Raw genomic sequence first — 25,586 nt, 5'->3', positions numbered from 1 at the left:
GGTATCAGACCGCCCTCATCAGCAGGGTCGCGGCGATGAGGATCGCAGCGCCGCCGAACATCGAGACCGCGTACGACCGGGCATAGCCGTTCTGGATCCGGCGCAGCCGCCCGGAGAGGCCGCCCATCGAGGCCGCCGTGCCGTTGACGACGCCGTCGACCAGGGTGTGGTCGACGTAGACGAGGGAGCGCGTGAGGTGCTCTCCGCCGCGGACGAGGACGACGTGGTTGAAGTCGTCCTGGAGAAGGTCGCGCCGGGCGGCCCGGGTGAGCAGCGATCCGCGCGGGGCGACGACGGGGACGGGCTTGCGCCCGTACTGGAGCCAGGCGAGGCCGACGCCGATGACCATCACGGCGACCGTGGAGATCGTCACCGTCAGGGCGCTGATCGGCGGGTGGCCGTGCTTGTGGCCGGTGACGGGCTCCAGCCAGTGGATGAACCGGTCGCCGATGCTGAAGTAGGCACCGCCGAAGACCGATCCGACGGCCAGGACGATCATGGGGATCGTCATGACCCTGGGCGACTCGTGCGGGTGCGGTTCGTGGCCGTGCTCGTCGGGCTGCCAGCGCTTCTCGCCGAAGAACGTCATCAGCATCACGCGCGTCATGTAGAAGGCGGTGATGGCCGCGCCCAGCAGGGCCACGCCGCCGAGGATCCAGCCCTCGGTGCCGCCCTTGGCGAAGGCCGCCTCGATGATCTTGTCCTTGGAGAAGAAGCCGGACAGACCGGGGAAGCCGATGATGGCGAGGTAGCCGAGTCCGAAGGTGACGAAGGTGACCGGCATGTACTTGCGCAGGCCGCCGTACTTGCGCATGTCGACCTCGTCGTTCATGCCGTGCATGACCGAACCGGCGCCGAGGAAGAGACCGGCCTTGAAGAAGCCGTGCGTCACCAGGTGCATGATCGCGAAGACGTAGCCGATGGGGCCGAGGCCCGCGGCCAGCACCATGTACCCGATCTGCGACATCGTCGAGCCGGCGAGGGCCTTCTTGATGTCGTCCTTCGCGCAACCGACGATCGCACCGAAGAGGAGCGTGACCGCGCCGACGACGGTGGTGACGAGCTGTGCGTCCGGCGCGGCGTTGAAGATGTTCGCGGAGCGGACGATCAGGTAGACACCGGCGGTGACCATGGTCGCGGCGTGGATGAGGGCGGAGACCGGGGTCGGGCCCTCCATCGCGTCCCCGAGCCAGGACTGCAGCGGCACCTGGGCGGACTTGCCGCACGCGGCGAGCAGCAGCATGAGGGCGATCGCGGTGAGCGTGCCCTCGCTCGTCTCGCCGACGGAGCCCAGGACCGGCCCGAAGGCGAAGGTCCCGAAGGTGGTGAACATCAGCATGATGGCGATGGACAGCCCGACGTCGCCGACACGGTTGACCAGGAAGGCCTTCTTCGCGGCGGTGGCGGCGCTGGGCTTGTGCTGCCAGAAGCCGATCAGCAGGTAGGAGGCGAGGCCGACGCCCTCCCAGCCGACGTACAGCAGCAGGTAGTTGTCGGCGAGGACGAGCAACAGCATCGCCGCGAGGAACAGGTTCAGATAGCCGAAGAAGCGGCGTCGGCGCTCGTCGTGCTCCATGTACCCGATGGAGTAGACGTGGATGAGCGAGCCGACTCCGGTGATCAGCAGCACGAACGTCATCGACAGCTGGTCGAGCTGGAAGGCGACGTCGGCCTGGAAGCCCTCGACGGGGATCCAGCTGAACAGGTGCTGACCGATCTCGCGGTGTTCGGCGTCCTTGCCGAGCATGTCGGCGAAGAGGACCACGCCGACGACGAAGGAGGCGGCGGCGAGGGCCGTGCCGATCCAGTGGCCGACGGCGTCGAGGCGCCGGCCGCCGCACAGCAGGACGGCGGCTCCGAGCAGGGGCGCCGCGACCAGCAGCGCAATCAGGTTCTCCACGATTCTTCCGACCCCTTACAGCTTCATCAGGCTGGCGTCGTCGACCGAGGCCGAGTGGCGGGACCGGAACAGCGACACGATGATCGCGAGTCCGACCACGACCTCCGCGGCGGCGACGACCATCGTGAAGAAGGCGATGATCTGGCCGTCGAGATTGCCGTGCATACGGGCGAAGGCGACCAGGGCGAGGTTGCAGGCGTTGAGCATCAGCTCGACGCACATGAACACCACGATCGCGTTCCGCCTGATCAGGACGCCGGTGGCGCCGATCGTGAACAGCAGGGCGGCGAGATACAGGTAGTTGACGGGATTCACTTCGATGCCTCCCCGCTGTTGCCGCCGTTCGCGCCATGGCCGCTGTTGGTGCGCTCCAGGCGGTCCTCGGCGCGCTGCTCCAGGGCCTTGAGGTCGTTGAGTGCCTCGGTCGACACGTCGCGGATCTGGCCCCGGTCCCGCAGGGTCTTGCTGACGGTCAGCTCGGACGTGGTGCCGTCGGGCAACAGGCCCGGAACGTCGACCGCGTTGTGCCGGGCGTAGACGCCGGGGGCCGGCAGCGGCGGCAGGTGCTTGCCCTCGCGTACCCGCTGTTCGGCCAGCTCGCGCTGGGTCTTGGCGCGCTCGGTGCGCTCACGGTGGGTGAGGACCATGGCGCCGACGGCGGCCGTGATGAGCAGGGCGCCGGTGAGTTCGAAGGCGAACACGTAGTCGGTGAAGATCAGGGCCGCGAGGCCCTCCACGTTGCCGCCCGCGTTGGCCGTGCCGAGGCCGTTGAACTCCGACAGCGAGGCGTTGCCGATGCCCGCGATCAGCAGGATGCCGAAGCCGGCGCCGCACAGGAGGGCCAACCAGCGCTGGCCCTTGATGGTCTCCTTCAGGGAGTCCGCCGCGGTGACACCGACGAGCATGACCACGAAAAGGAACAGCATCATGATCGCGCCGGTGTAGACGACGATCTGCACGACGCCCAGGAAGTAGGCGCCGTTGGCCAGGTAGAACACGGCCAGGATGATCATGGTGCCGGCGAGGCAGAGGGCGCTGTGCACGGCCTTCTTCATGAAGACGGTGCACAGGGCGCCGATCACGGCGACCGTGCCGAGCACCCAGAACTGGAAGGCCTCACCGGTGGAGGTGGTGTAAGCGGCGAGTTGCGCGCTCATGCCTGTGCCTCCTCTTCTTCGGGCTTCTCGCCCCTGGAGGTGGCGACCTGACGCACCGTGCCGGGCGCGGCCTCGGTGACCAGCCCCCGGTAGTAGTCCTGTTCGTCCGTGCCCGGGAAGATCGAGTGGGGTGAGTCGACCATGCCCTCCTCAAGACCGGCGAGCAGCTGCTCCTTGGTGTAGATGAGGTTGGCGCGGCTGGAGTCGGCCAGCTCGAACTCGTTGGTCATCGTCAACGCGCGCGTGGGGCACGCCTCGATGCACAGGCCGCACAGGATGCAGCGGGCGTAGTTGATCTGGTAGACGGCGCCGTACCGCTCGCCCGGGGAGTAGCGCTCCTCGTCGGTGTTGTCGGCGCCCTCCACGTAGATGGCGTCCGCGGGGCAGGCCCAGGCGCACAGCTCGCAGCCGACGCACTTCTCCAGGCCGTCCGGATGGCGGTTGAGCTGGTGCCGTCCGTGGAACCGGGGAGCAGTGGTCTTCTGCTGCTCGGGGTACTGCTCGGTCAGCCGCTTCTTGAACATGGCCTTGAAGGTCACGCCGAAGCCGGCGACGGGGTTCTGGAAACCGGGCTTGGTCTCCTTCGGCTCCTCAGCCATCGGACGCCTCCTTCCCATTCGAAGATCCGTCACTGTCAGTATCGGACCCACCACTGACAACGAGCTCCCGCTCCCGGCGCGAACGCCTGCGCGGCACCGGCGGGAGGGTCTGTCCGGGCAGGGGCGGTACGGGGAATCCGCCGGCCATCGGGTCGAATCCGGCCGGTTCGGCGGGCTGGTCCTGTGCTTCGCGCCGGTCGCGGAAGAAGTCCGCGACGAACGAGAGCAACAGCAGGGCGAGAACAGCTCCGCCGACGTAGAGCGCGATCTCGGAGAACGCGTAGTTCTCGTTCCGGAGCACACGCACGGTCGCGACGAGCATCAGCCAGGCCACGGAGACCGGGATGAGAACCTTCCAGCCGAGCTTCATGAGCTGGTCGTAGCGGACGCGCGGGAGCGTGCCTCGCAGCCAGATGAAGAAGAAGACCAGCAGCTGGAGCTTGACGACGAACCAGAGCATCGGCCACCAGCCGTGGTTCGCGCCCTCCCAGAAGGTACTGATGGGCCAGGGGGCCCGCCAGCCGCCGAGGAACAGCGTCACCGCGATCATCGACACGGTGATCATGTGGATGTACTCGGCGAGCATGAACATCGCGAACTTGATGGAGCTGTACTCGGTGTTGAAGCCGCCGACCAGGTCGCCCTCGGACTCCGGCATGTCGAAGGGGGCCCGGCTGGACTCGCCCACCATCGTCACCATGTAGATCAGGAACGAGACCGGCAGCAGCAGGACGTACCAGCGTTCCTGCTGGGCGCCGACGATCGCCGAACTCGACATCGACCCGGAGTAGAGGAACACCGAGGCGAAGGCCACGCCCATGGCGATCTCGTACGAGATGATCTGGGCACACGAGCGGATGCCGCCGAGCAGCGGGTACGTCGACCCGGAGGACCAGCCGGCCAGGACGAACCCATACACCCCGAGAGAGCCGATGGCCAGGATGTAGAGCATCGCGATCGGCAGGTCGGTGAGCTGCATCGTGGTGCGCTGGCCGAAGATCGAGATCTCGTTGCCGGCGGGGCCGAAGGGGATCACCGCGATCGCCATGAAGGCCGGGATGGCCGCGACGATCGGTGCGAGGACGTAGACGACCTTGTCCGCGCGTTCGACGATGACGTCTTCCTTGAGCATCAGTTTGATGCCGTCGGCGAGCGACTGGAGCATGCCCCAGGGGCCGTGCCGGTTGGGGCCGATGCGCAGCTGCATCCAGGCGACGACCTTGCGTTCCCACACGATGGAGAACAGCACTGTGATCATCAGGAAGGCGAAGCAGAACACCGCCTTGACGACGACCAGCCACCAGGGGTCGCGGCCGAACATCGAGAGGTCTTCCGCGGCGAGGTACATCGGGCTCACGCCTCCACCTCCTCGGGGGCCTCGGCGGCGAGCGTCGCGGGGCCGATACGGACGAGTGCGCCGGGCAGCGCCCCGGTGTCGGAGGCGACGCCCGAGCCGGTGGAGTTCAGCGGCAGCCAGACGACGCGGTCGGGCATCTCGGCGATCAGCAGCGGCAGTTCGACGACCCCGGCGGGGCCGCTGACCGCGAGGAGGTCGCCGTTCTTGACACCCGTCTCGGCGGCCGTGGCGGCCGACACGCGCGCGTGGGCGGCGTGCCGGGTCCCGGCGAGCGCCTCGTCGCCGTCCTGGAGGCGGCCCTGGTCGAGCAGCAGCCGGTGTCCGGCGAGGACGGCCTCCCCGGCGGCCGGGCGGGGCAGCGCGGCCCCGACCTCCACCGGCTCGTTGGCCCGTGCCCCCTCCCAGGCCCCGAGGCGGTCCAGCTCCGCGCGCGTGGTGCGCAGGTCCGGCAGGCCGAGGTGGACGTCCATGGCGTCGGCCAGCATCTGCAGGGCGCGCCCGTCGGTGGGTGCCACCCGGCGGGTCATCTGGTCGGGCTTCAGCGCGGCTTCGAACATCCGCACGCGGCCCTCCCAGTTGACGAAGGTGCCCGCCTTCTCGGCGACGGCGGCGACCGGGAGGACGACGTCCGCACGGTCGGTGACCTCGCTGGGCCGCAGTTCCAGCGACACCAGGAAGCCCACCGCGGAGAGCGCCTCTCGCGCGCGTGCCGGGTCGGGCAGATCGCCGACTTCCACACCCGCCACCACCAGGGCCCCGAGCTCTCCGGTGGCGGCGGCCTCGACGATCTGCCCGGTGTCCCGGCCGTAGCGCGCGGGGAGTTCGGCGACGCCCCAGGCGGCGGCGACCTCCTCCCGCGCGCGCGGGTCGGTGGCCGGGCGCCCGCCCGGCAGCGCCGACGGCAGCGCGCCCGCCTCGACGGCGGCGCGCTCCCCGGCCCGGCGCGGGATCCACACCAGCTTCGCGCCGGTCAGCGACGCGGCGCGGACGGCGGCGGTGAGCCCGCCCGCGACGCCCGCGAGACGCTCCCCGACGACGATCACGGCGCCCTCGGTACGCAGCGCCTCGGCGGCCCTGGTGCCGTCGTCGTCGAGGCCGAAGCCGCTCGCGAGGGCGTCCAGCCACTCGGTCTCGGTGCCGGGCGCGGCGGGCAGCAGCGTGCCGCCGGCCTTCTCCAGGCCCCGGGTGGCGTGCGTGGCCAGCGAGAACACCCGCTGCTTGTGCTTCCGCCAGGCCTTGCGCAGCCGCAGGAAGACGCCGGGCGCCTCCTCCTCGGCCTCGAACCCGACCAGCAGGACGGCGGGCGCCTTCTCCAGGGAGGTGTACGTGACGCCCGTACCGTCGAGGTCGCGGCCGCGGCCGGCGACCCGGGCGGCCAGGAAGTCGGCCTCCTCGCCGCTGTGCACGCGCGCGCGGAAGTCGATGTCGTTGGTGTCGAGGGCCACGCGCGCGAACTTGCTGTACGCGTAGGCGTCCTCGACGGTGAGCCGGCCGCCGGTCAGGACACCGGCCCTGCCGCGCGCGGCGAGCAGCCCCCGGGCGGCGACCGCCAGGGCATCCGGCCAGGACGCGGGCTCCAGGACGCCCTCGGCGTTGCGGACGAGCGGGGTGGTGAGCCGGTCGGGTCGCTGCGCGTACCGGAACGCGAAGCGGCCCTTGTCGCAGATCCACTCCTCGTTGACCTCGGGGTCGTCGGCCGCGAGGCGGCGCATGACCTTGCCGCGCCGGTGGTCGGTGCGGGTGGCGCAGCCGCCGGAGCAGTGCTCGCACACGGACGGCGAGGAGACCAGGTCGAAGGGGCGGGAGCGGAATCGGTACGCCGCCGAGGTCAGCGCGCCGACGGGGCAGATCTGGATGGTGTTGCCGGAGAAGTACGACTCGAAGGGGTCGCCCTCGCCGGTGCCGACCTGCTGCAGCGCGCCCCGCTCGATCAGCTCGATCATCGGGTCGCCGGCGACCTGGTTGGAGAACCGGGTGCAGCGGGCGCACAGCACGCACCGCTCACGGTCGAGCAGGACCTGCGTGGAGATCGGGACGGGCTTCTCGTACGTCCGCTTGCGGCCCTCGAAGCGGGATTCGGAGTGGCCGTGCGACATGGCCTGGTTCTGCAGCGGGCACTCGCCGCCCTTGTCGCAGACGGGGCAGTCCAGCGGGTGGTTGATGAGCAGGAGCTCCATCACACCCTTCTGGGCCTTCTCCGCGACCGGGGAGGTGAGGTGAGTCCTGACGACCATCCCGTCCGTACAGGTGATCGTGCAGGACGCCATGGGCTTGCGCTGGCCCTCGACCTCGACGATGCACTGACGGCAGGCGCCGGCCGGGTCGAGGAGGGGGTGGTCGCAGAAGCGGGGGATCTCGATGCCGAGCTGTTCGGCGGCCCGGATGACCAGGGTGCCCTTGGGCACGCTGATGTCGACGCCGTCGATGCTCAGCGAGACGAGATCTTCCGGCGGGACCGCCGCCTCCCCGCTCCCGGAGGGAGCGCCGGTGGTCACGGTCATGCGTTCACCTCCGCGTGCTTGTCCTGGTCGGCCCAGGCCGTCGACCTGGCCGGGTCGAAGGGGCAGCCCCGGCCCGTGATGTGGTCCTCGTACTCCGCGCGGAAGTACTTGAGGGAGGAGAAGATCGGCGAGGCGGCGCCGTCGCCGAGGGCGCAGAAGGACTTGCCGTTGATGTTGTCGGCGATGTCGTTCAGCTTGTCGAGGTCGCTCATGACGCCCTTGCCGGCCTCGATGTCACGCAGCAACTGGACCAGCCAGTAGGTGCCTTCGCGGCAGGGGGTGCACTTGCCGCAGGACTCGTGGGCGTAGAACTCGGTCCAGCGGGTGACGGCCCGGACGACGCAGGTGGTCTCGTCGAAGCACTGGAGCGCCTTGGTGCCGAGCATGGAACCCGCGGCGCCCACTCCCTCGTAGTCGAGGGGGACGTCGAGGTGCTCGTCGGTGAACATCGGGGTGGAGGAGCCGCCCGGCGTCCAGAACTTGAGGCGGTGTCCGGGCCGCATGCCGCCGCTCATCTCCAGGAGTTGGCGGAGCGTGATGCCGAGCGGGGCCTCGTACTGGCCAGGGCTCGCGACATGGCCGCTGAGCGAGTAGAGCGTGAAGCCGGGGGACTTGTCGCTGCCCATCGACCTGAACCATTCCTTGCCCCTGTGCAGGATGGCGGGAACCGACGCGATCGATTCGACGTTGTTCACGACAGTCGGGCACGCGTAGAGGCCCTCGACAGCCGGGAAGGGAGGACGCAGCCGCGGTTGACCACGGCGGCCTTCGAGCGAGTCGAGCAGCGCGGTCTCCTCACCGCAGATGTACGCACCGGCGCCCGCGTGCACGGTGATGTCGAGGTCGAGTCCGCTGCCCAGGATGTTCTCGCCGAGGAGACCCGCCTCGTAGGCCTCGCGGACGGCCTCGTGCAACCGCCGCAGGACGGGGACGACTTCACCCCGCAGATAGATGAAGGCGTGCGAGGACCGAATGGCGTAGCACGCGATGATCATGCCCTCGATGAGGCTGTGCGGGTTCGCGAAGAGGAGCGGAATGTCCTTGCACGTTCCGGGCTCCGACTCGTCGGCGTTGACAACCAGATAGTGCGGTTTGCCATCACCCTGGGGAATGAACTGCCATTTCATCCCGGTCGGGAATCCCGCGCCGCCACGGCCGCGCAGTCCCGACTCCTTGACGTACGCGATGACGTCGTCCGGTGTCATGGCCAGCGCCTTGCGCAGTCCCTCGTAGCCGTCGTGCCTGCGGTAGACGTCGAGCGTCCAGGGCCGGTCCTCGTCCCAGAAGGACGACAGCACCGGTGCGAGCAGCTTCTCCGGGCTGCTGCCCTTGATCTCGGGTGCCAACGTCATCACTCCCCCTCCTCGGCGGCGGGCCCTGCCGGGTGGGCCGGGTCGGAGGCCGATGTCTCCTGTGGCGCGTCGTGCGAGCTGAGGTGTTCGGTCGGCGACGGCTCGTGCACCGTGCGGTCCTGCGGCTCGTCGTGCGGGCCGCCGTCCCGCGGGTGAACGACGCGCGCGGCTCCGGCCTCTCCCCTGGCCAGGCGGAGGCCGACCAGCGACGCGGGGCCCGCGCCGCCGCTCGCCTCGACGGCACCGGGCCGCTCGTCGGGGAAGCCGGCGAGGATCCGCGCGGTGTCCTTGAAGGTGCACAGCGGCGCCCCGCGCGTGGGCCGGACCTCGGCTCCCTCGCGCAGGTCGTCGACGAGTCGCTTGGCGCTGTCGACGGTCTGGTTGTCGAAGAACTCCCAGTTGACCATCACGACCGGGGCGAAGTCGCAGGCCGCGTTGCACTCGATGTGCTCCAGGGTGACCTTGCCGTCGTCGGTGGTCCCCCCGTTGCCGACGCCCAGGTGCTCCTGCAGCGCCTCGAAGATCGCGTCGCCGCCCATCACCGCGCACAGGGTGTTGGTGCAGACGCCCACCTGGTAGTCGCCGGAGGGGCCCCGCCGGTACATGGAGTAGAAGGTGGCGACGGCGGTGACCTCGGCCGTGGTCAGGCCGAGCACCTCGGCGCAGAACCGCATGCCGGTGCGGGTGACATGGCCCTCCTCCGACTGCACGAGGTGCAGCAGCGGCAGCAGGGCGGACCGGGAGTCCGGGTAGCGGGCGACGACGGCCGCCGCGTCCCGCTCCAGCCGGGCCCGAACGTCGTCCGGGTAGTCGGGCGCGGGCAGTTGGGGCATGCCCAGGCTGACGCCCTCGGGGGTGGTGGTCACCGGTCGACGCCTCCCATCACGGGGTCGATGGACGCGACGGCGACGATGACGTCGGCGACCTGGCCGCCCTCGCACATCGCCGCCATGGCCTGCAGGTTGGTGAAGGACGGGTCCCGGAAGTGGACCCGGAAGGGGCGGGTGCCTCCGTCGGAGACGACGTGCACCCCGAGTTCGCCCTTGGGCGACTCGACGGCCGCGTACGCCTGTCCCGGCGGGACGCGGAAGCCCTCGGTCACCAGCTTGAAGTGGTGGATCAGGGCCTCCATGGATGTGCCCATGATCTTCTTGATGTGGTCCAGGGAGTTGCCGAGTCCGTCCGGCCCCAGGGCGAGCTGCGCGGGCCAGGCGATCTTCTTGTCGCCGACCATGACCGGGCCGGGCTGCAGCCGGTCCAGGCACTGCTCGACGATCCTGAGGGACTGGCGCATCTCTTCGAGGCGGATCAGGAAGCGGCCGTAGGAGTCGCAGCTGTCGGCGGTCGGGACGTCGAAGTCGTACGTCTCGTAGCCGCAGTACGGCTGGGCCTTGCGCAGGTCGTGCGGGAGGCCGGCGGAGCGCAGGATCGGTCCGGTGGCGCCGAGGGCCATGCAGCCGGACAGGTCGAGGTAGCCGACGTCCTGCATACGGGCCTTGAAGATGGGGTTCCCGGTGGCGAGCTTGTCGTACTCGGGCAGGTTCTTCTGCATCTTCTTCACGAACTCGCGGATCTGGTCCACCGCGCCGGGCGGCAGGTCCTGGGCGAGTCCACCGGGCCGGATGTACGCGTGGTTCATGCGCAGGCCGGTGATCAGCTCGTAGATGTCGAGAATGAGTTCACGATCACGGAAGCCGTAGATCATGATCGTGGTGGCGCCGAGCTCCATGCCGCCGGTGGCGATGCACACCAGGTGGGAGGAGAGCCGGTTCAGCTCCATCAGGAGCACCCGGATGATCGTGGCGCGGTCGGGGATCTGGTCCTCGATGCCGAGGAGCTTCTCCACGGCGAGGCAGTACGCCGTCTCGTTGAAGAACGGCGTCAGGTAGTCCATGCGCGTCACGAACGTGGTGCCCTGGGTCCACGTGCGGTATTCGAGGTTCTTCTCGATGCCGGTGTGGAGGTAGCCGATGCCGCAGCGGGCCTCGGTGACGGTCTCGCCGTCGATCTCCAGGATCAGCCGGAGCACACCGTGGGTGGACGGGTGCTGGGGGCCCATGTTGACGATGATGCGCTCGTCGTCGGACCTGGCCGCGGTCTCCGCGACCTCGTCCCAGTCGCCGCCGGTGACCGTGTAGACGGTGCCCTCGGTGGTCTCGCGCGCCGAGGCGGCGGACTCCGCCGATGCGTGCTGCGTGCTCATGAGTACGACCTCCGCTGGTCCGGAGCCGGGATCTGGGCGCCCTTGTACTCGACGGGGATGCCGCCGAGGGGGTAGTCCTTGCGCTGCGGGAAGCCCTGCCAGTCGTCCGGCATCATGATCCGCGTCAGCGCGGGGTGTCCGTCGAAGACGATGCCGAAGAAGTCGTACGCCTCGCGCTCGTGCCAGTCGTTGGTCGGGTAGACCGGGACGAGCGACGGGATGTGCGGGTCGGCGTCCGGGGCGGAGACCTCCAGGCGGATCAGCCGGTTGTGGGTGATCGAGCGCAGGTGGTAGACGGCGTGCAGCTCGCGGCCCTTGTCGCCGGGGTAGTGGACGCCCGAGACGCCGGTGCACAGCTCGAAGCGGAGGGCCGGGTCGTCGCGGAGGGTGCGGGCGACGGTCGGCAGGTGCTCGCGCTCGATGTGGAAGGTGAGCTCGCCCCGGTCGACGACGGTCCTGTCGATCACGTTCTCGGGGACGAGGCCCTGTTCCTCCAGGGCGCCCTCCAGCTCGTCGGCGACCTCGTCGAACCAGCCGCCGTAGGGGCGGACGGCCTCCCCGGGGAGCCGGATGGAGCGGACCAGGCCGCCGTAGCCGGAGGTGTCGCCGCCGTTGTTCGCTCCGAACATGCCGCGCTGGACGCGGATCTCCTCGCCGCCGTCACCGCGCTGGCCGGGGAGGTTGGAGGCGGCGAGGTCCTTCTCCGGGTTCACCCCGTTCGACCCGCCGGTGCCGTTCGCATCGTTCTTGCCGTTCGCGTCGCTCATCGCAGCAGCCCCTTCATCTCGATGGTGGGGAGTGCCTTGAGCGCGGCTTCCTCGGCCTCGCGGGCCGCTTCCTCCGCGTTCACGCCGAGCTTGGACGTCTGGATCTTCTGGTGGAGCTTGAGGATCGCGTCCACCAGCATCTCGGGCCGTGGCGGGCAGCCCGGGAGATAGATGTCGACCGGGACGATGTGGTCGACGCCCTGGACGATCGCGTAGTTGTTGAACATGCCGCCGGACGACGCGCAGACCCCCATGGAGATCACCCACTTGGGATTCGGCATCTGGTCGTAGACCTGCCGCAGCACCGGCGCCATCTTCTGGCTGACCCGGCCGGCCACGATCATCAGGTCCGCCTGCCGCGGCGAGCCGCGGAAGACCTCCATGCCGAAGCGCGCCAGGTCGTAGCGCCCCGCGCCCGTGGTCATCATCTCGATGGCACAACAGGCGAGGCCGAAGGTGGCGGGGAAGACGGATGCCTTGCGTACCCAGCCCGCGGCCTGCTCGACGGTGGTCAGCAGGAAACCGCTCGGCAGTTTTTCTTCGAGTCCCATGGTCTTAAAGGCCCCTCAGTCCCATTCCAGGCCGCCGCGGCGCCAGACGTACGCGTAGGCGACGAAGACGGTGAGCACGAAGAGCAGCATCTCCACGAGCCCGAAAACACCCAGGGCGTCGAAGGTGACGGCCCAGGGGTAGAGGAAGACGATCTCGATGTCGAAGACGATGAAGAGCATCGCCGTCAGGTAGTACTTGATGGGGAACCGCCCGCCGCCGGCCGGCGTGGGGGTGGGCTCGATCCCGCACTCGTAGGCCTCTAGCTTGGCCCGGTTGTAACGCTTCGGGCCGATCAGCGTGGCCATGATCACGGAGAAGATCGCAAAGCCTGCCCCGAGGGCTCCCAGTACGAGGATGGGCGCATAGGCGTTCACCGCTCCTCGCTCCTCTCAGTCGGCACTGACTGCTGGCGGATTGCGTCGGCCCTGCTCTCCCGCCCCACCGGCCACACGAGCCCCGTCCGTCTCGACGAAGATCGCGAACATGTGAAGCAGGTCACAAGCCCAACTGCCCCGCATCCTATGCCTGCCGGTCTGTGATCTGCGACACGGGTGCGGCACCGAGTTTGTGATCTCCACCACCTGACGAAGGATCATGAAGTCGGATGAGCGTCGATCTTCATACACGAAGCGCCAGACTGATCACCACAAGTGACATTTTCGCTCGTTACCGCTGGTCACGCAGGGCGTCTCCATATCAAGAGAGTTCCGCTGCATGCAAATTGGCACTGGACGAGGCCACTTGATAGAGCCCGCGTTCACACCCCGGAGGGAGGTCCGATGACGGATGTGGACACGTGCACGCGTTCACGAGCGCCGCGAGGGCGCCCTCCCGCGCGGGACACCCCGGGAACGGGCGACCGTTCCGTGACCTGCGCCACATCGGACCGAGATCAAATCAACGGGCCTTGGCCACTCGCTGCGATCGGTGGTAAGCGCAGGGCAATTCGGGCGTAATCATGAAAGTGCATGATCAAAGGCCTGTTCGACCATGTCCGCTATGCCCGTTACGGCGTCAATAAAGAGTGACGCGCGAGAAATTCGGCGCCCCCGTTGAACAACTGTGGCGCAGCACACGTTTCTTGAAGGTATGGAGGAGTCGCTGGTACCGCTTGTACCCATGTCCCACACCGCTCACATACGCAGCCACCGGAAACCCCGCCGCAACGCGTCCTCGATCGCGATGCGCGCCGGAGTCGCCGGTGGCGTTCTCAGCACCGTGGCAGTGGCCGGCGCGTCCACGTCGGCCTTCGCGGCGGAGCCGGTGACGCAGACGCTCGAACTGCCCACCCTCACGGCCGACCTGGCCACGCAGGCCGCGCAGTCCGCGGACGCCACGAAGGTGATGGCGGCCGGATACCAGCTGCAGGCCGAGCGTGACTCGGCCGCCGAGGAGGCGGCCAAGCAAGCCGACAAGGACCTCGCCAAGGCGAAGAAGGAAGAGGCCCGCAAGAAGGCCGCCGAGGAGGCCGAGCGCAAGGCCGCCGCCGAGCGCGCCTCGCGCGACACCGAGCGGGCCACCCTCTCGACCAACTCGGCGTCGACGACGACCACGACGGCGCCGGCCTCCGGCAGCGTCGGCACGGTCATCAGCTTCCTGAAGGCCCAGCTCGGCGACGCCTACGTGCTGGGTGCCACGGGCCCCAACGCGTGGGACTGCTCCTCGCTCGTGCAGGCCGCGTTCAAGCAGGTCGGCGTGGACCTCCCCCGGGTCTCGCAGGACCAGTCGATGCAGGGCACCGAGGTCTCGCTGTCGAACCTCCAGGTGGGCGACATCCTGTACTGGGGCGCGAAGGGCTCGGCCTACCACACGGGTGTCTACATCGGTAACGGCCAGTACCTCGACGCGGCGAACCCCTCCAAGGGCGTCGTCATCCAGGACCTCTCCGGCTACCCGGCGACGGGTGCGGTGCGCGTGCTCTGACCCGCGCGGTCGCCCAGGGCGTTTTTCGAAGGGCCGCTCTCCCCGCAGGGGACAGCGGCCCTCGGGCTGCCCGCGCAAAGGCCACAGGCGCCCCACAGGGCGCCTGTCGTCCCGCGCTTGTGGTGTTACCGCGCCCTGGTCGACAGTGAGCCTCCCAGGGGCGTACAGCGCGTTCGGCCGGCCACGGAGTGCTCCGTGGCCGGCCGAACGCGGTCATACGCGGTGGTTCGGGGCATACGCCCCGGGGCGGGTCACGCCTTCGGGGCCACCTTGCTCAGGCCGTTGATGATGCGGTCCATCGCGTCGCCGCCGGTCGGGTCGGTGAGGTTCGCCAGCATCTTCAGGGTGAACTTCATCAGCAGCGGATGGGTCAGGCCCCGCTGGGTGGCGAGCTTCATGATCTTCGGGTTGCCGATGAGCTTCACGAAGGCGCGGCCCATCGTGTAGTAGCCGCCGAAGGTGTCCTTGAGGACCTGCGGGTAGCGCTGGAGGGCGAGTTCACGCTGCCCGGGGGTGGCGCGGGCGTGCGCCTGGACGATGACCTCGGCGGCGATCTGGCCGGATTCCATCGCGTAGGCGATGCCCTCGCCGTTGAACGGGTTCACCATGCCGCCGGCGTCGCCGACCAGCAGCAGGCCCTTGGTGTAGTGGGGTTGGCGGTTGAAGGCCATCGGGAGGGCGGCGCCGCGGATGGGGCCGGTCATGTTCTCGGGGGTGTAGCCCCACTCCTCCGGCATGGACGCGCACCAGGCCTTCAGGACGTCGCGCCAGTCCAGCTCCTTGAAGGCGGACGAGGTGTTGAGGACGCCCAGGCCGACGTTGGACGTGCCGTCGCCCATGCCGAAGATCCAGCCGTAGCCGGGGAGCAGACGGTCCTCGCCCGGACCGCGCTTGTCCCACAGCTCCAGCCAGGACTCCAGGTAGTCGTCGTCGTGACGCGGGGAGGTGAAGTACGTGCGGACCGCGACGCCCATCGGGCGGTCCTCCCGGCGGTGCAGTCCCATCGCGAGGGAGAGCCGGGTGGAGTTGCCGTCGGCCGCCACCACCAGCGGGGCGTGGAAGGTGACTTCGCGCTTCTCGTCGCCGAGCTTGGCGTGCACCCCGGTGATCCGGCCCGTGCGGTCGTCGACGATCGGCGCGCCCACGTTGCAGCGCTCGTACAGCCGGGCGCCCGCCTTCTGGGCCTGGCGGGCGAGCTGCTCGTCGAAGTCGTCGCGCTTGCGGACGAGTCCGTAGTTCGGGTAGGCGGCGAGATCCGGCCAGTCGAGCTGGAGGCGGACGCCGCCGCCGATGATCCGCAGCCCCTTGTTGCGGAGCCAGCCGGCCTCCTCGGAGATGTCGATGCCCATCGCGACCAGCTGTTTGGTGGCGCGCGGGGTGAGGCCGTCGCCGCAGACCTTCTCCCTCGGGAAGCTGGTCTTCTCCAGGAGCAGCACGTCGAGCCCGGCCTTCGCCAGGTAGTACGCGGTGGTGGAACCGGCTGGCCCGGCCCCGACGACGATCACATCGGCGGTGTGTTCGGTAAGGGGCTGGGGCTCGGTCACGACGGGTTCTCCCCAAGAAGTAGATGGATCGGAGCAAAGCCTGCCGGACGTCCGAGGCGCCGGACGTCCGGAAAACATGTGCCGACCGGGGTCGGACATGGGCAGTCTATTCAGCGGTACCGATCATCGGCTGAAGGGCTGCCCCTGTGAACCGAGCTCTGCCCGACGTACGGCTGCGTGTCCCCACCGACGAGGACGCCTTCGCCTGGCACCGGATCTTCGACGATCCCGACGTCATGGAGTTCCACGGCGGCCGGTCCGCCGAGCTGTCCGTCTACGAGGAGCTCACCGCGCGCCAGCGCCGCCACGACGCCGAGCACGGGTTCTGTCTGTGGACCCTGCTCGACGAGGAGGGCCGGGCCATCGGCTTCACCGGTGCCCAGCCGTGGCCCCGGGAGTGGGGCCCGGCCGGCGAGATCGAGATCGGCTGGCGGCTCGCCCGCGACCACTGGGGCAAGGGCTATGTGACCGCCGCCGCGCTCCAGACCCTGGAGCGGGTGCGGGCGGCCGGTGTGGGCCGGGTGGTCGCCATGGTCGACGCCCGCAACGAGCGGTCCATCGCCGTCACCCGGCGGCTGGGCATGGAACTGGCGGAGACGTTCACCACGCCCGTGTCGCAGCGGGCGGGACACTGCTACCGACTGACGCTCTAGGGGGTGTTTCGAAAGTCCTGTGCGGTGCCCGCGGTGTCCGGTGCGTGCTCTCGGCGTGCCGGACGAAAGCCCTCGTACTGGACGTACTTGGGGTTTCGGCCGGTGCGGCGAGAGTGCGTGCCGGGCGCCGTGGGTGCTGTGCGGTCCGACGTTTCGGGACTGCGGCGGTCCGGCGGTTCAAGGACTCCGCCGGTTCGGGATTTCGGCAACTCATCACCCAGCGTAGCGATGTGCCGCAGATTGCCACGCAGTGCTTCCGGGCGGGGGCGCCCGGCGGTTACCCTGCCGGTACCGCTGGGGGTGAACATCTGTGCGCATAACACCCAAGTCATCCGAAGTGCGTGTGCCACGGTTCGTCGGGCTGATGGCCGTGGACGCGCGCGAGACGGCCGAGGCGGGCGGGGTGCTCCTCGTCGCGCCCGACCGCCCCGACTTCCCACGCACCGTCGTGGACCACGTCGTACGCCAGTACCCGCCACCGGGGGTGCAGGTGCCGCGCGGCGCCGCCGTGACCGTGTGGTTCGAGCCGGGGGACGACGGCGGGGGTGTGCGGGAGCCCCGGCGCGGTGGGCCGCCGCCAGGGTTGCGCAGGGCGCTGGACGAGCCGGGGGACCCGTTCGCGGTGCTCCGCTAGCTCGACGGGCGCCCCGTCCAGTGTTCCGCCTCCTACCTCTGCCAGAGCAGGATCGTCGCCGCCCCTCCCCCGCCGATCACGAAGGCCGCCGCGATGGTGAGGGCCCAGATCAGCGCGCGGCTGCGGGACTTGGGCGGCTCGGCGGGCGGCAGGTGGTGGTGACCCAGCTCCACGAGCGGGGGTTCGTGGGACGCCGGTGCCGGGGCGGGGACGGAGGGCTGCGACGGGACCCCGTGGGCCGTGGCCGGGCCGTGGCTCGGCATGGCCGGGATCGGCGGTGCGATCACCGCCGTACGCGCTCCCGTCATCTGCACCAGATAGGGCGCGAGGAAGGCCGCGGCGAAGATCCAGAGCAGGCTGAAGAGCAGCGCCTCGGGGAGGTCCAGGCCCGCCTCCACCTCGCCCGCGACCGAGAACTCGGTGGTGAACTCGGCCGTGGCCGAGCCGGACGCCTCCATGCCGAAGCCGCTGATGCCGGCGAGGAGGAGGAACAGCCCGAAGAAGACGCCCGCGGCGAGGAGTTGCTCGCCGCGGCCCGAGGAACGGCGGGCCGCGATGATCCCCAGGGTCAGGGCGCAGACCGCGCCGAGTGTCAACGCTCCCACGACCGACCAGGAGTTGACGGCGTCGCCCAGTTCGGGGAGCCCGAACGACTCGCGCTCGTAGCCGCCGTACGGGCCGGACTCGACGAGGCCGTAGTCGCCGGAGGGGTCGTACGACGTGTCGTCCCCGTACCGGGTGCGGCCCGCCTCGCCCTGGACGGACGCGCCCCAGGAGAGGCCGAGGAGATGGACGGCGAGGTTGGGGAGGACGATCAGCACCAGCAGGAGGGGGTTGAGGTCCTCCTCCCACTCCGCCTGCCACTCGTCGTTCGCAGCGAGGAGCACGAACGTGACGAGCGAGCAGAGGGCGAGGACGACCGCCATGGCCCGTACGGCCGTTCCGGTCGCCCGGAACAGGGTCCGGGGCCCGGGGCGGACGGCCAGCCAGGCGGCCAGGTCGTCGCGTTGCAGCAGGCCGGCCGAGACGGCGGCGGTGAGCAGCAGCGCGCCCAGCGCGGCGCTCCACGGGGAGGCCGAGACCTCGACGCGCGCGATGTCGGGCTGCGCGAACAGCCCCAGCAGCAGGACGGCGGCCGTCACCAGCAGCGTGACCCGCACCGCCGCTTCGAGCCCGGTGGTACGGCCGCCGACGGGCCCCGCCCCGGGCGCTCCCGCACCGGCGTACGCGGCACGGGTCAGCATGCGGGTGCGGAGTTGCCGTACGCCGAGGAAGAGCGCCCCGAGGAACAGGACGGTCACCGTGAGCGGGACCAGGGTCAGGGTGAGGGCCCCCTCGGCGTCCGGGTAGTCGCCCGCGAAGCCGCCGCCCCCGCTCTCGGAGATCGTGAAGCCGCCGCCGAGGCCCTGGAGGAGGGCGGCGAGGGCGAGGCCCATCCGGTCGCCGAAGCCGACGAAGTAGTCGTCCGTGGCGCTCTGGTCGTACGAGGGGACGGCCAGGGCGAGGGCGGCCGCGAGGAGCAGCCCGACCGGCCAGAGCGCGGCGGCCGCGGAGCCGCCCCAGTCACCCCGGAAGGCCCGGCCGAGGAAGCCGCCCACGGGCGAGGGGCGGGCGGGGACGGGGACAGGGGCGGGTACAGGTGCGTACACGGGTGGTGGCGGCAGCGGGGCGGTGGGCCGAGGGTCGGCGCACCCGGTGGGGCGAGAGGGGTCGCCGGGGCGGTCGGCATGCGTTCCCGGCCGCACGCCATGCAGAAGCGCGCCTCGGCCGGGCCTGGTGTCCCGCAGTGCGGGCAGTAGGACGTCATGGAAACCCCCGTCGTCGGACATCACCGGTGCGTGCCGGTGTATCAACGGACGGTAGTTTCCATTGACCGGTTCCCGTCAACAGAATTCCCCGACGAGCATCCCTCGTACGGGTGAACTACGGCTTCGGCAGGCCGACTTCGGCTCTACGCCTGGGCCTTGAACCCCCGGTGCAACGCGACGATCCCGCCCGAGAGGTTGCGCCACGCGACCTTCTCCCAACCGGCCTTGCCGAGGCGCTCGGCGAGACCCGCCTGGTCGGGCCAGGCACGGATGGACTCGGCGAGATAGACGTACGCGTCCGGGTTGGAGGACACCGCGCGGGCGACCGGCGGCAGCGCGCGCATCAGGTACTCGGTGTAGACGGTGCGGAACGGCGTCCACGTGGGGTGGGAGAACTCGCAGATCACGACGCGGCCGCCGGGCTTCGTCACCCGGTGCAGCTCGCGCAGCGCGGTGTCGGTGTCCTGCACGTTGCGCAGGCCGAAGGAGATGGTGACCGCGTCGAAGGTGTCGTCCTTGAACGGCAGCCTCGTGGCGTCGCCCGCGGTGAACGGCAGCCAGGACAGGCGCTCCTTGCCGACCTGGAGCATGCCGAGGGAGAAGTCGCACGGCACGACGTACGCGCCGGTCTGCGCGAAGGGCAGCGAGGAGGTGCCCGTGCCGGCGGCGAGGTCCAGGACCTTCTGCGCGGGGCGGGCGTCGACGGCCCGCGCGACCTCCTTGCGCCAGCGCCGGTCCTGTCCGAGGGACAGCACGTCGTTGGTCAGGTCGTACCGTTTCGCCACTCGGTCGAACATCGAGGCGACTTCGTGCGGCTGCTTGTCCAGGGATGCGCGGGTCACGGGCCCATTGTGGCAGTACGGGCCGGGCGCCGGTGCGGCGCCCGGCGCGACGCCCGGAGTCATCGACGAAGACGGGCTCGGGGGTGGGATTTTCGTTGGCGGACTCGGATTGCGTTCCCGGGACCGGAAAACCACACATGCGGCACAGGCGCCTCTGCTTCATTGCCTTCATGAGCACCGTGAGGAATTCCCTGAAACCGGCCGTCGGACTGCTGTGTCTGGTGACCCTGGCCTGCACGGGCTGCACGACGGACACCCGGGAGGCGGCGACGGGGGCGGCCGGGCCGTCCACCGCGACGACGACGCCCACGGCGCCCACCACCTCCGCGCCGTCCACGGCCTACGCGCCGTACGTGAACGCGACCGAGGCCTCCGACCTCGACGACGCCGGGTCGGCCGCCGCGTACAACCTGGCGTTCGTGATCGCCGACGGTGACGCGTGCACGCCGATGTGGAACGGCACGGACGCGATCGACGACACGGCGGTGAAGTCCCGTGTCTCGGCGCTCACCGGCGCGGGGGCGTCGGTGCGGGTCTCGTTCGGCGGTGCCTCGGGCACGGAGCTGGCCCAGGCCTGCGACAGCGCGACCGAACTCGCCGAGGCGTACGGCGCGGCGCTCGACGCGGCCGGCTCGACCCAGGCGGACTTCGACGTCGAGGGCGACGCGTTGCAGGACTCCGACTCCGTCGCCCTGCGCTCCGAGGCGATCGCGCTCCTCCAGAAGGACCGCCCCGACCTCTCCGTATCCTTCACCCTCCCCGTCATGCCGTCCGGCCTCGACGACGACGGTCTGGCCCTGCTGAACTCGGCCAATGACCACGCCGTCCAGGTCGGCACGGTCAACATCATGACCATGAACTACGCCAGTTCGTACGACGGTGACATGGGCGACTACGCGGAACAGGCGGCCGAGGCGACGCACGGGCAGCTGATGGACGTCTTCGGCACGAGCGGGGCGACGGCGTGGCGGGCGTTGGCGTTGACCTCGATGCTGGGCGTCAATGACGTCGACAACGAGACGTTCACGCTGGAGGACGCGGCGCAGGTGCGGGAGTTCGCGGAGGAGAAGGGCATCGCCTGGGTGTCGATGTGGGCGACGTTCCGGGACCGGGAGTGCGGGGACGGGGCGAGTGACGCACTGGTCGACTGCAGCGGGGTCGACCAGGCGGACGGGGCGTTCGGGGAGGCGTTCTCGGGCTGAGCGGGCGCGGCGGCGTCCCTCAGCGGCGACGGTGGACCAGGCGCCCCGCGCACACCGTGGCCGTGCAGACGCCTGCCCCGTCGTAGACCGCCAGGTCGGCGCGGCCCGCCTCGGCGAGCACCGGGGACGCCGGGTGCGGCAGTACCGAGACGTGGTTGCGCTCGGCGGCCGACCGGAGTTCCGGGGTGTTCGCGTGCTGTCGCAGGATCGCCACCGCGCCCGACTTCAGCACCGCGTGGACCTGTTCGCGGGGCGAGGGGGCGTCCGGGAGCGGGCCCTCGTGCACCCGGCCGGGCCCGAGGACGCCGGACCACTGGCGGACGCGGGCGCCCGGGAACCGCAGGCGGAGGTCCTCCGCCGGGCCCACCGCCCGGACCCGGGTGCCGTCCACCACCACGGCGCCGTCCTTGATCGACTCCGGGTCGTCCCAGCTGCGCCGCACCTCGTCGGCGGCGTGCATCGTCAGCAAGGCCGGGCCTAGTTGGAGGCGAGGATCTTCAGCTCGGGGTGCGCCGTGCCGCCCTCGATCGCCGTGGAGGAGATGTGGGACATCACGCGCGCGTCGACGGGGTCGTTCGCCGGGTCGTCGTGGACGACGAGGTGCTCGTACGTCGTGGAGCGCTGGGCCGGGACCCGCCCCGCCGTACGGATCATGTCGATCATTTCCTGGAGGTTGGAGCGGTGCCTGGCACCGGCCGCCGAGACGACGTTCTCCTCCAGCATGACCGAACCGAGGTCGTCCGCGCCGTAGTGCAGCGTCAGCTGGCCCGCGTCCTGGCCGGTGGTGAGCCAGGAGCCCTGGATGTGGGCGATGTTGTCCATGAAGAGCCGGGAGATCGCGATCATCCGCAGGTACTCGAAGATCGTGGCCTGGGTGCGGCCCTTCAGATGGTTGTTCATCGGCTGGTAGAGGTACGGGATGAAGGCCCGGAAGCCGCCTGTGCGGTCCTGGACGTCACGGATCATCCGCAGGTGCTCGATGCGCTCGGCGTTGGTCTCGCCGGTGCCCATGAGCATGGTCGAGGTGGACTCCACGCCCAGGTTGTGCGCGGTCTCCATGATCTCCAGCCAGCGCTCGCCGGACTCCTTGAGGGGAGCGATGGCCTTGCGGGGGCGCTCGGGAAGCAGCTCCGCGCCCGCGCCCGCGAAGGAGTCGAGACCGGCGGCGTGGATCCGCTGGATCGCCTCCTCGACGCCCACCTTGGAGATCCGGGCCATGTGCTCGACCTCGGACGCGCCGAGGGAGTGGATGACCAGCTGGGGGAAGGCCTTCTTGATCGCGGAGAAGTGCGTCTCGTAGTACTCCACCCCGTAGTCCGGGTGGTGGCCGCCCTGGAACATGATCTGCGTACCGCCCAGCTCGACGGTCTCCGCGCAGCGGCGCAGGATGTCGTCGAGATCGCGCGTCCAGCCCTTGTCCTTGGCCTTCGGCGGGGCGTAGAACGCGCAGAACTTGCACGCCGTGACGCACACGTTCGTGTAGTTGATGTTCCGCTCGATGATGTACGTCGCGATGTGCTCCGTGCCCGCGTACCGGCGCTTGCGTACGGCGTCGGCGGCGGCGCCGAGCGCGTGCAGCGGGGCGTCCCGGTAGAGGTCGAGCGCCTCCTCCGGCGTGATTCTCCCGCCCTCGGCGGCACGGTCGAGAACGGACTGGAGATCGGCCTTCTCGGTCACCGGGGGCGTCCCTTTCGTAAGGGTTGAACTGACCGGGCCAGCCTACGCCAGGAGGTCGGACCGGCCGACGTCAGGCCTTCCGCCTTTGGGTAACTTCCCGTCGAGCGGCGGACGCGAGGCGTGGGGGCGGGAGGTCAGGCCGCGTACGACTCCAGCAGGAGGCCGACGTACGCTCCCGCGATCATGAACGGGCCCAGCGCCACCAGTTGGCGGCGTACGGCGCGACGCCTGGCCAGCGCGACCACCGTGTACGCGCTGCCGATGAGCGCGCCGGCGAACGTACCGAGGTACAGCGCGCCCCAGCCGTACCAGCCGAGGACGGCGCCGAGGCCGAGGGCCAGCTTCACGTCGCCGAAGCCGAGGGCCATGGGTCTGATGAGGAAGAAGAGGAAGTACAGGCCGCCGAGGGCGAGGGCGCCGTACAGCGCCGTGCGCCACTGGCCGGCGTGCTCGGGTACGAGGGCGACCGCGCCCAGGAGGGTGAGCGCGAGGGCCGCGAAGGGGAGGGTCAGGGGGTCCGGGAGGCGTTGGGCGCCGAGGTCCACGAGGGTGAGGAGCACGCCGAGGGGGGCGAGGAGCAGCCATACGGCGAGTTCGGGGCGGGTGCCGGTGGTCAGGGCGAGGGTGGCGCAGATCAGGGCGGTGGTGAGGGCGACGGGGGTGTGCGTGGGCCGTAGGAGCAGGTGGGGGTGGGGTGGCTGTGGTGGGGGTGCGGTGCAGCGGGCGGGGCCCAGCCAGCCGTTCGCCGGGCCGGTGATGTGGTGGTGGCGGGGCAGGTGTGGTGCCAGGGGTGGTCCTCGTCGACCGTGAAGCGGTAGGCGGGGCGGGGAGGAGGGTGCCGGTGGCTGCGCCCCAGGGTGCGGCGGCCAGGGTGAGTGCGATCAGCCAGGGGTCCAGTGCCACGGGGCAGCCTAGAGGGATCTCGCCCCCGCCGCCCCTACCCGTCCCTCCCCACTCTCGGCTTCGCTCGAGCGGGAGGTGCCCCACCCAGGGGCTGCGCCCCTTCGCCCCCCACACGTCCGCCCGGTGGGGCTGGTCGCGCAGTTCCCCGCGCCGCCCCGTGCCTTTTGCCCCTGAGGGCCGGAGGCCCTTCAGGGGCGCGGGGAACTGCGCGAGAAGGCCCACTCAGCCGCAGCCAAAAGCCGGCCCCCTCACTTCATCTTTTCGTCTTTGCCAGGCGGGCCGTCGGGTCGCCCGCGTCCGCGTTGTCCGCGGTGTACTGGAGTTCGTCGCCCACGGGGGTGAGCGTGACCTCGTGGGTGTTGCTGGTGCATGTCTTGGGGTTGTTCTTCGCGTCGGCGATGCTCGTGACGACGACGTGGTCCTCGGTGACCTCCTTGAGGACGAACGTGTCGTCGCAGGCCCCGCCCAGCAGGTCGACGGAGCGGAACGTGCCCAACCGGTCGCCGACGGAGCCCTGTTCGAGAGTGACGGTGAAGGTGCCCGCCGGGAGGTTGCCGCCGAGGGCGTAGCCGTCGCCTTCCCACGAGCCCAGGTACTTCTTGGGCAGGTCGCCCGCCCCGTCCTGCGGTTCCGGGTCCTGGTTCCCCTCGCTCGGGCTGCTGCCGGCCGAGGGGGCCTTGCCGGCTGCCTCTCCGCCCTTCTCGTCGCCGTTCAGCATGCTCAGCCCGAACACCAGACCTAGGCCCGCCACCGCGAACGCGCCCGCGACCGCCAGGGCGACCGAGCAACTCACCCGTCGGCCCCGCCCGTTCGCCGTGGTCGTGGACGCCGCCGCAACGCTCAGCGACAGCTTGCCCGGCGGTGGCACCGTGTCCGCCGACGCGGAGTCGGTCCGCTGCCCCGGCACGTGGGTCACCGGCGGCGACATCACCGGAGGCGGGCCGAACACCCCGCTCGTGGCCGGGACTTGGTCTTCGACCTTCACGTCGGCGGAGGAGGCCGAAGGGGGCGGGGAACTCGGGCGGCCGAGGGGGCCAGGAGGTCCGAGCCCACCGACGGGCTGCTGAACCCCACCGGTCCTGACGGAGCTTCCTCCGCCGCGTCCAGGTTCAGGAGTTGCACCGCGCTGCGGCCGACCTGTTCCACCAGGGGGCCCGGCAGCCAGCCCGCCGCCACCAGCGGGGCCGCGCCCTGGGGAGCCAGCGTGCGGGCGAGCTCGTCGGGGGCCGGGCGCGCTGGGGGGTCCTTGGACAGGCAGCGCTCCACGAGGGCGCGCAGGTCGCCCTCCACGCCGTCGAGCCGGGGTTCCTCGTGGACGACCTTGTAGAGGAGGGCGGCCGAGGAGTCACCGGGGAACGGGGACTGGCCGGTCGCGGCGTACGCGAGGACCGCGCCGAGGGAGAAGACGTCCGCCGCGCCGGTGATGCCCTTGCCGAGGATCTGCTCGGGGGACATGTAGCCGGGGGAGCCGATCGAGACGCCCGTCGAGGTCAGGGACGCCGTGCCGTCCGTGGCGCGGGCGATGCCGAAGTCGATGAGGAGGGGGCCGTCGACCGTGAGCAGGACGTTCGACGGCTTCACGTCCCGGTGGACCAGGTCCAGCGCGTGCACCGCCGACAGCGCTTCCGCCAGGCCCGCGCCCAGGACCCGTACGGAATGGGGAGGCAGGGGACCGCCGTCCGCCACCGCCGTCGCCAGTGAGGGACCGGCCGCGTAGCCCGTCGCCACCCAGGGGACCGACGCCTCCGGGTCCGCGTCCAGAACGGGGGCGGTCCAGGCTCCGCCCACCCGGCGGGCGGCGTCGACCTCCCGCCGGAAGCGGGCGCGGAACTCCTCGTCGAGGGCGAAGTGCGGGTGCACGACCTTGACGGCGACGGTACGGCCGCCCGCGCTCCGCCCCAGATAGACGCGGCCCATCCCGCCCGCCCCGAGCCGGCCGAGCAGCCGGTAGGGCCCCACGACCGTGGGTTCGCCGACATCGAGCGGTCGCATGGACGACACCTCCCCGTCCC

The 25,586-nt window shown here is 70.4% G+C and carries 21 protein-coding genes and 3 pseudogenes; 4 read left to right on the top strand and 20 right to left on the bottom strand.

Annotation, left to right across the window (positions count from 1 at the left end; translation table 11 throughout):
* Window positions 1-4 precede the first annotated feature (4 nt).
* From nuoL to E4N62_RS29430, 12 genes are read right to left on the bottom strand one after another with little or no spacing between them, the layout of a single operon-like run.
* Complete coding sequence (gene nuoL / locus E4N62_RS29485) at window positions 5-1,900, bottom strand: NADH-quinone oxidoreductase subunit L (protein WP_230219477.1); 1,896 nt, start codon at window positions 1,898-1,900, stop codon at window positions 5-7.
* A gap of 15 nt (window positions 1,901-1,915) precedes the next feature.
* Window positions 1,916-2,215, bottom strand: coding sequence for an NADH-quinone oxidoreductase subunit NuoK (gene nuoK, locus E4N62_RS29480; RefSeq protein ID WP_230219476.1), 300 nt, complete (start codon window positions 2,213-2,215; stop codon window positions 1,916-1,918).
* Window positions 2,212-3,057 (bottom strand): NADH-quinone oxidoreductase subunit J, encoded by an 846-nt coding sequence (locus tag E4N62_RS29475; RefSeq protein WP_230219475.1) that lies wholly within the window; start codon window positions 3,055-3,057, stop codon window positions 2,212-2,214. The genes nuoK and E4N62_RS29475 overlap by 4 nt, the downstream gene beginning before the upstream one ends.
* Window positions 3,054-3,656, bottom strand: a complete 603-nt coding sequence (gene nuoI / locus E4N62_RS29470) for an NADH-quinone oxidoreductase subunit NuoI (RefSeq protein WP_230219474.1) — start codon at window positions 3,654-3,656, stop codon at window positions 3,054-3,056. Before nuoI ends, E4N62_RS29475 begins: the two co-directional genes overlap by 4 nt.
* The gene (gene nuoH, locus E4N62_RS29465) at window positions 3,649-5,013 is read right to left on the bottom strand and encodes an NADH-quinone oxidoreductase subunit NuoH (protein ID WP_230219473.1); all 1,365 of its coding nucleotides are present in this window, start codon (window positions 5,011-5,013) and stop codon (window positions 3,649-3,651) included. The genes nuoI and nuoH overlap by 8 nt, the downstream gene beginning before the upstream one ends.
* Window positions 5,010-7,514 (bottom strand): NADH-quinone oxidoreductase subunit G, encoded by a 2,505-nt coding sequence (locus tag E4N62_RS29460; RefSeq protein WP_230219472.1) that lies wholly within the window; start codon window positions 7,512-7,514, stop codon window positions 5,010-5,012. The genes nuoH and E4N62_RS29460 overlap by 4 nt, the downstream gene beginning before the upstream one ends.
* The gene (gene nuoF, locus E4N62_RS29455; RefSeq protein ID WP_230219471.1) at window positions 7,511-8,866 is read right to left on the bottom strand and encodes an NADH-quinone oxidoreductase subunit NuoF; all 1,356 of its coding nucleotides are present in this window, start codon (window positions 8,864-8,866) and stop codon (window positions 7,511-7,513) included. The genes E4N62_RS29460 and nuoF overlap by 4 nt, the downstream gene beginning before the upstream one ends.
* Window positions 8,866-9,699, bottom strand: coding sequence for an NADH-quinone oxidoreductase subunit NuoE (nuoE, locus tag E4N62_RS29450; RefSeq protein ID WP_230220252.1), 834 nt, complete (start codon window positions 9,697-9,699; stop codon window positions 8,866-8,868). Before nuoE ends, nuoF begins: the two co-directional genes overlap by 1 nt.
* Before the next feature lie 29 nt (window positions 9,700-9,728).
* Window positions 9,729-11,069, bottom strand: a complete 1,341-nt coding sequence (locus tag E4N62_RS29445) for an NADH-quinone oxidoreductase subunit D (RefSeq protein ID WP_230219469.1) — start codon at window positions 11,067-11,069, stop codon at window positions 9,729-9,731.
* Window positions 11,066-11,836 carry an NADH-quinone oxidoreductase subunit C gene (locus E4N62_RS29440; RefSeq protein WP_230219468.1) on the bottom strand — a complete coding sequence of 257 codons (771 nt, stop codon included), beginning with the start codon at window positions 11,834-11,836 and terminating at the stop codon, window positions 11,066-11,068. The genes E4N62_RS29445 and E4N62_RS29440 overlap by 4 nt, the downstream gene beginning before the upstream one ends.
* A complete protein-coding gene (locus tag E4N62_RS29435; RefSeq protein ID WP_043227783.1) occupies window positions 11,833-12,387 on the bottom strand; it encodes an NADH-quinone oxidoreductase subunit B family protein in 555 nt (184 codons plus the stop codon). Before E4N62_RS29435 ends, E4N62_RS29440 begins: the two co-directional genes overlap by 4 nt.
* A gap of 15 nt (window positions 12,388-12,402) precedes the next feature.
* Window positions 12,403-12,762 (bottom strand): NADH-quinone oxidoreductase subunit A, encoded by a 360-nt coding sequence (locus E4N62_RS29430; RefSeq protein ID WP_009310323.1) that lies wholly within the window; start codon window positions 12,760-12,762, stop codon window positions 12,403-12,405.
* 715 nt (window positions 12,763-13,477) lie between these two features.
* Between E4N62_RS29430 and E4N62_RS29425 the strand changes: the two genes are divergently transcribed.
* Window positions 13,478-14,311 (top strand): C40 family peptidase, encoded by an 834-nt coding sequence (locus E4N62_RS29425; protein ID WP_230219467.1) that lies wholly within the window; start codon window positions 13,478-13,480, stop codon window positions 14,309-14,311.
* Window positions 14,312-14,562: 251 nt separating this feature from the next.
* Here E4N62_RS29425 and E4N62_RS29420 read toward each other — a convergent pair whose 3' ends face one another.
* Window positions 14,563-15,855 (bottom strand): geranylgeranyl reductase family protein, encoded by a 1,293-nt coding sequence (locus tag E4N62_RS29420; protein ID WP_230219466.1) that lies wholly within the window; start codon window positions 15,853-15,855, stop codon window positions 14,563-14,565.
* 146 nt (window positions 15,856-16,001) lie between these two features.
* On the opposite strand from E4N62_RS29420, the gene E4N62_RS29415 reads away from it, so the two are divergent.
* Together E4N62_RS29415 and E4N62_RS29410 are read left to right on the top strand one after the other, a co-directional pair.
* A complete protein-coding gene (locus E4N62_RS29415; protein WP_184904814.1) occupies window positions 16,002-16,508 on the top strand; it encodes a GNAT family N-acetyltransferase in 507 nt (168 codons plus the stop codon).
* 310 nt (window positions 16,509-16,818) lie between these two features.
* On the top strand, window positions 16,819-17,142 hold the full coding sequence (locus E4N62_RS29410) for a PASTA domain-containing protein (RefSeq protein ID WP_184904816.1): 324 nt from the start codon (window positions 16,819-16,821) through the stop codon (window positions 17,140-17,142).
* Window positions 17,143-17,174: 32 nt separating this feature from the next.
* On the opposite strand, the gene E4N62_RS29405 is transcribed toward E4N62_RS29410, so the two are convergent.
* The 3 genes and pseudogenes from E4N62_RS29405 to E4N62_RS29395 all read right to left on the bottom strand — a co-directional run bounded on the left by E4N62_RS29405 (window position 17,175) and on the right by E4N62_RS29395 (window position 19,792).
* Window positions 17,175-18,791 carry a zinc ribbon domain-containing protein gene (locus E4N62_RS29405; RefSeq protein WP_230219465.1) on the bottom strand — a complete coding sequence of 539 codons (1,617 nt, stop codon included), beginning with the start codon at window positions 18,789-18,791 and terminating at the stop codon, window positions 17,175-17,177.
* An 89-nt stretch (window positions 18,792-18,880) separates the two neighbouring features.
* A pseudogene (locus E4N62_RS49730) lies at window positions 18,881-18,949 on the bottom strand (zinc-ribbon domain-containing protein); the annotation flags it as partial.
* Window positions 18,950-19,093: 144 nt separating this feature from the next.
* Entirely contained in the window at window positions 19,094-19,792 is a 699-nt protein-coding gene (locus E4N62_RS29395; protein WP_230219464.1) for a demethylmenaquinone methyltransferase, read from the bottom strand.
* Between the two features lie 179 nt (window positions 19,793-19,971).
* Here E4N62_RS29395 and E4N62_RS29390 point away from each other — a divergent pair, with 179 nt between their 5' ends.
* On the top strand, window positions 19,972-20,994 hold the full coding sequence (locus tag E4N62_RS29390; protein WP_230220250.1) for a chitinase: 1,023 nt from the start codon (window positions 19,972-19,974) through the stop codon (window positions 20,992-20,994).
* A gap of 19 nt (window positions 20,995-21,013) precedes the next feature.
* On the opposite strand, the gene E4N62_RS29385 is transcribed toward E4N62_RS29390, so the two are convergent.
* The 4 genes and pseudogenes from E4N62_RS29385 to E4N62_RS29370 all read right to left on the bottom strand — a co-directional run bounded on the left by E4N62_RS29385 (window position 21,014) and on the right by E4N62_RS29370 (window position 25,566).
* Entirely contained in the window at window positions 21,014-21,463 is a 450-nt protein-coding gene (locus E4N62_RS29385) for a hypothetical protein (protein ID WP_230219463.1), read from the bottom strand.
* An 8-nt stretch (window positions 21,464-21,471) separates the two neighbouring features.
* The gene (gene mqnC / locus E4N62_RS29380; RefSeq protein WP_230219461.1) at window positions 21,472-22,671 is read right to left on the bottom strand and encodes a cyclic dehypoxanthinyl futalosine synthase; all 1,200 of its coding nucleotides are present in this window, start codon (window positions 22,669-22,671) and stop codon (window positions 21,472-21,474) included.
* A gap of 134 nt (window positions 22,672-22,805) precedes the next feature.
* Window positions 22,806-23,574 (bottom strand): annotated as a pseudogene (locus tag E4N62_RS29375) (prepilin peptidase).
* Between the two features lie 253 nt (window positions 23,575-23,827).
* Window positions 23,828-25,566, bottom strand: a pseudogene (locus tag E4N62_RS29370) (serine/threonine-protein kinase).
* Between the last annotated feature and the right edge of the window lie 20 nt (window positions 25,567-25,586).

Origin of the sequence: Streptomyces sp. MNU76 (genome assembly GCF_020982545.1) — a bacterium.
Taxonomy (GTDB): domain Bacteria; phylum Actinomycetota; class Actinomycetes; order Streptomycetales; family Streptomycetaceae; genus Streptomyces.
Note: the sequence above shows the minus strand (reverse complement) of the source record. Positions and strands in the feature narration are given on the sequence as shown.

Coding starts and splice junctions, on each gene's coding strand:
- E4N62_RS29475 (WP_230219475.1), bottom strand. CDS start 3,057: ATGAGCGCGCAACTCGCCGCTTACACCACCTCCACCGGTGAGGCCTTC.
- nuoI (WP_230219474.1), bottom strand. CDS start 3,656: ATGGCTGAGGAGCCGAAGGAGACCAAGCCCGGTTTCCAGAACCCCGTC.
- E4N62_RS29460 (WP_230219472.1), bottom strand. CDS start 7,514: ATGACCGTGACCACCGGCGCTCCCTCCGGGAGCGGGGAGGCGGCGGTC.
- nuoF (WP_230219471.1), bottom strand. CDS start 8,866: ATGACGTTGGCACCCGAGATCAAGGGCAGCAGCCCGGAGAAGCTGCTC.
- nuoE (WP_230220252.1), bottom strand. CDS start 9,699: ATGCCCCAACTGCCCGCGCCCGACTACCCGGACGACGTTCGGGCCCGG.
- E4N62_RS29445 (WP_230219469.1), bottom strand. CDS start 11,069: ATGAGCACGCAGCACGCATCGGCGGAGTCCGCCGCCTCGGCGCGCGAG.
- E4N62_RS29440 (WP_230219468.1), bottom strand. CDS start 11,836: ATGAGCGACGCGAACGGCAAGAACGATGCGAACGGCACCGGCGGGTCG.
- E4N62_RS29435 (WP_043227783.1), bottom strand. CDS start 12,387: ATGGGACTCGAAGAAAAACTGCCGAGCGGTTTCCTGCTGACCACCGTC.
- E4N62_RS29425 (WP_230219467.1), top strand. CDS start 13,478: ATGGAGGAGTCGCTGGTACCGCTTGTACCCATGTCCCACACCGCTCAC.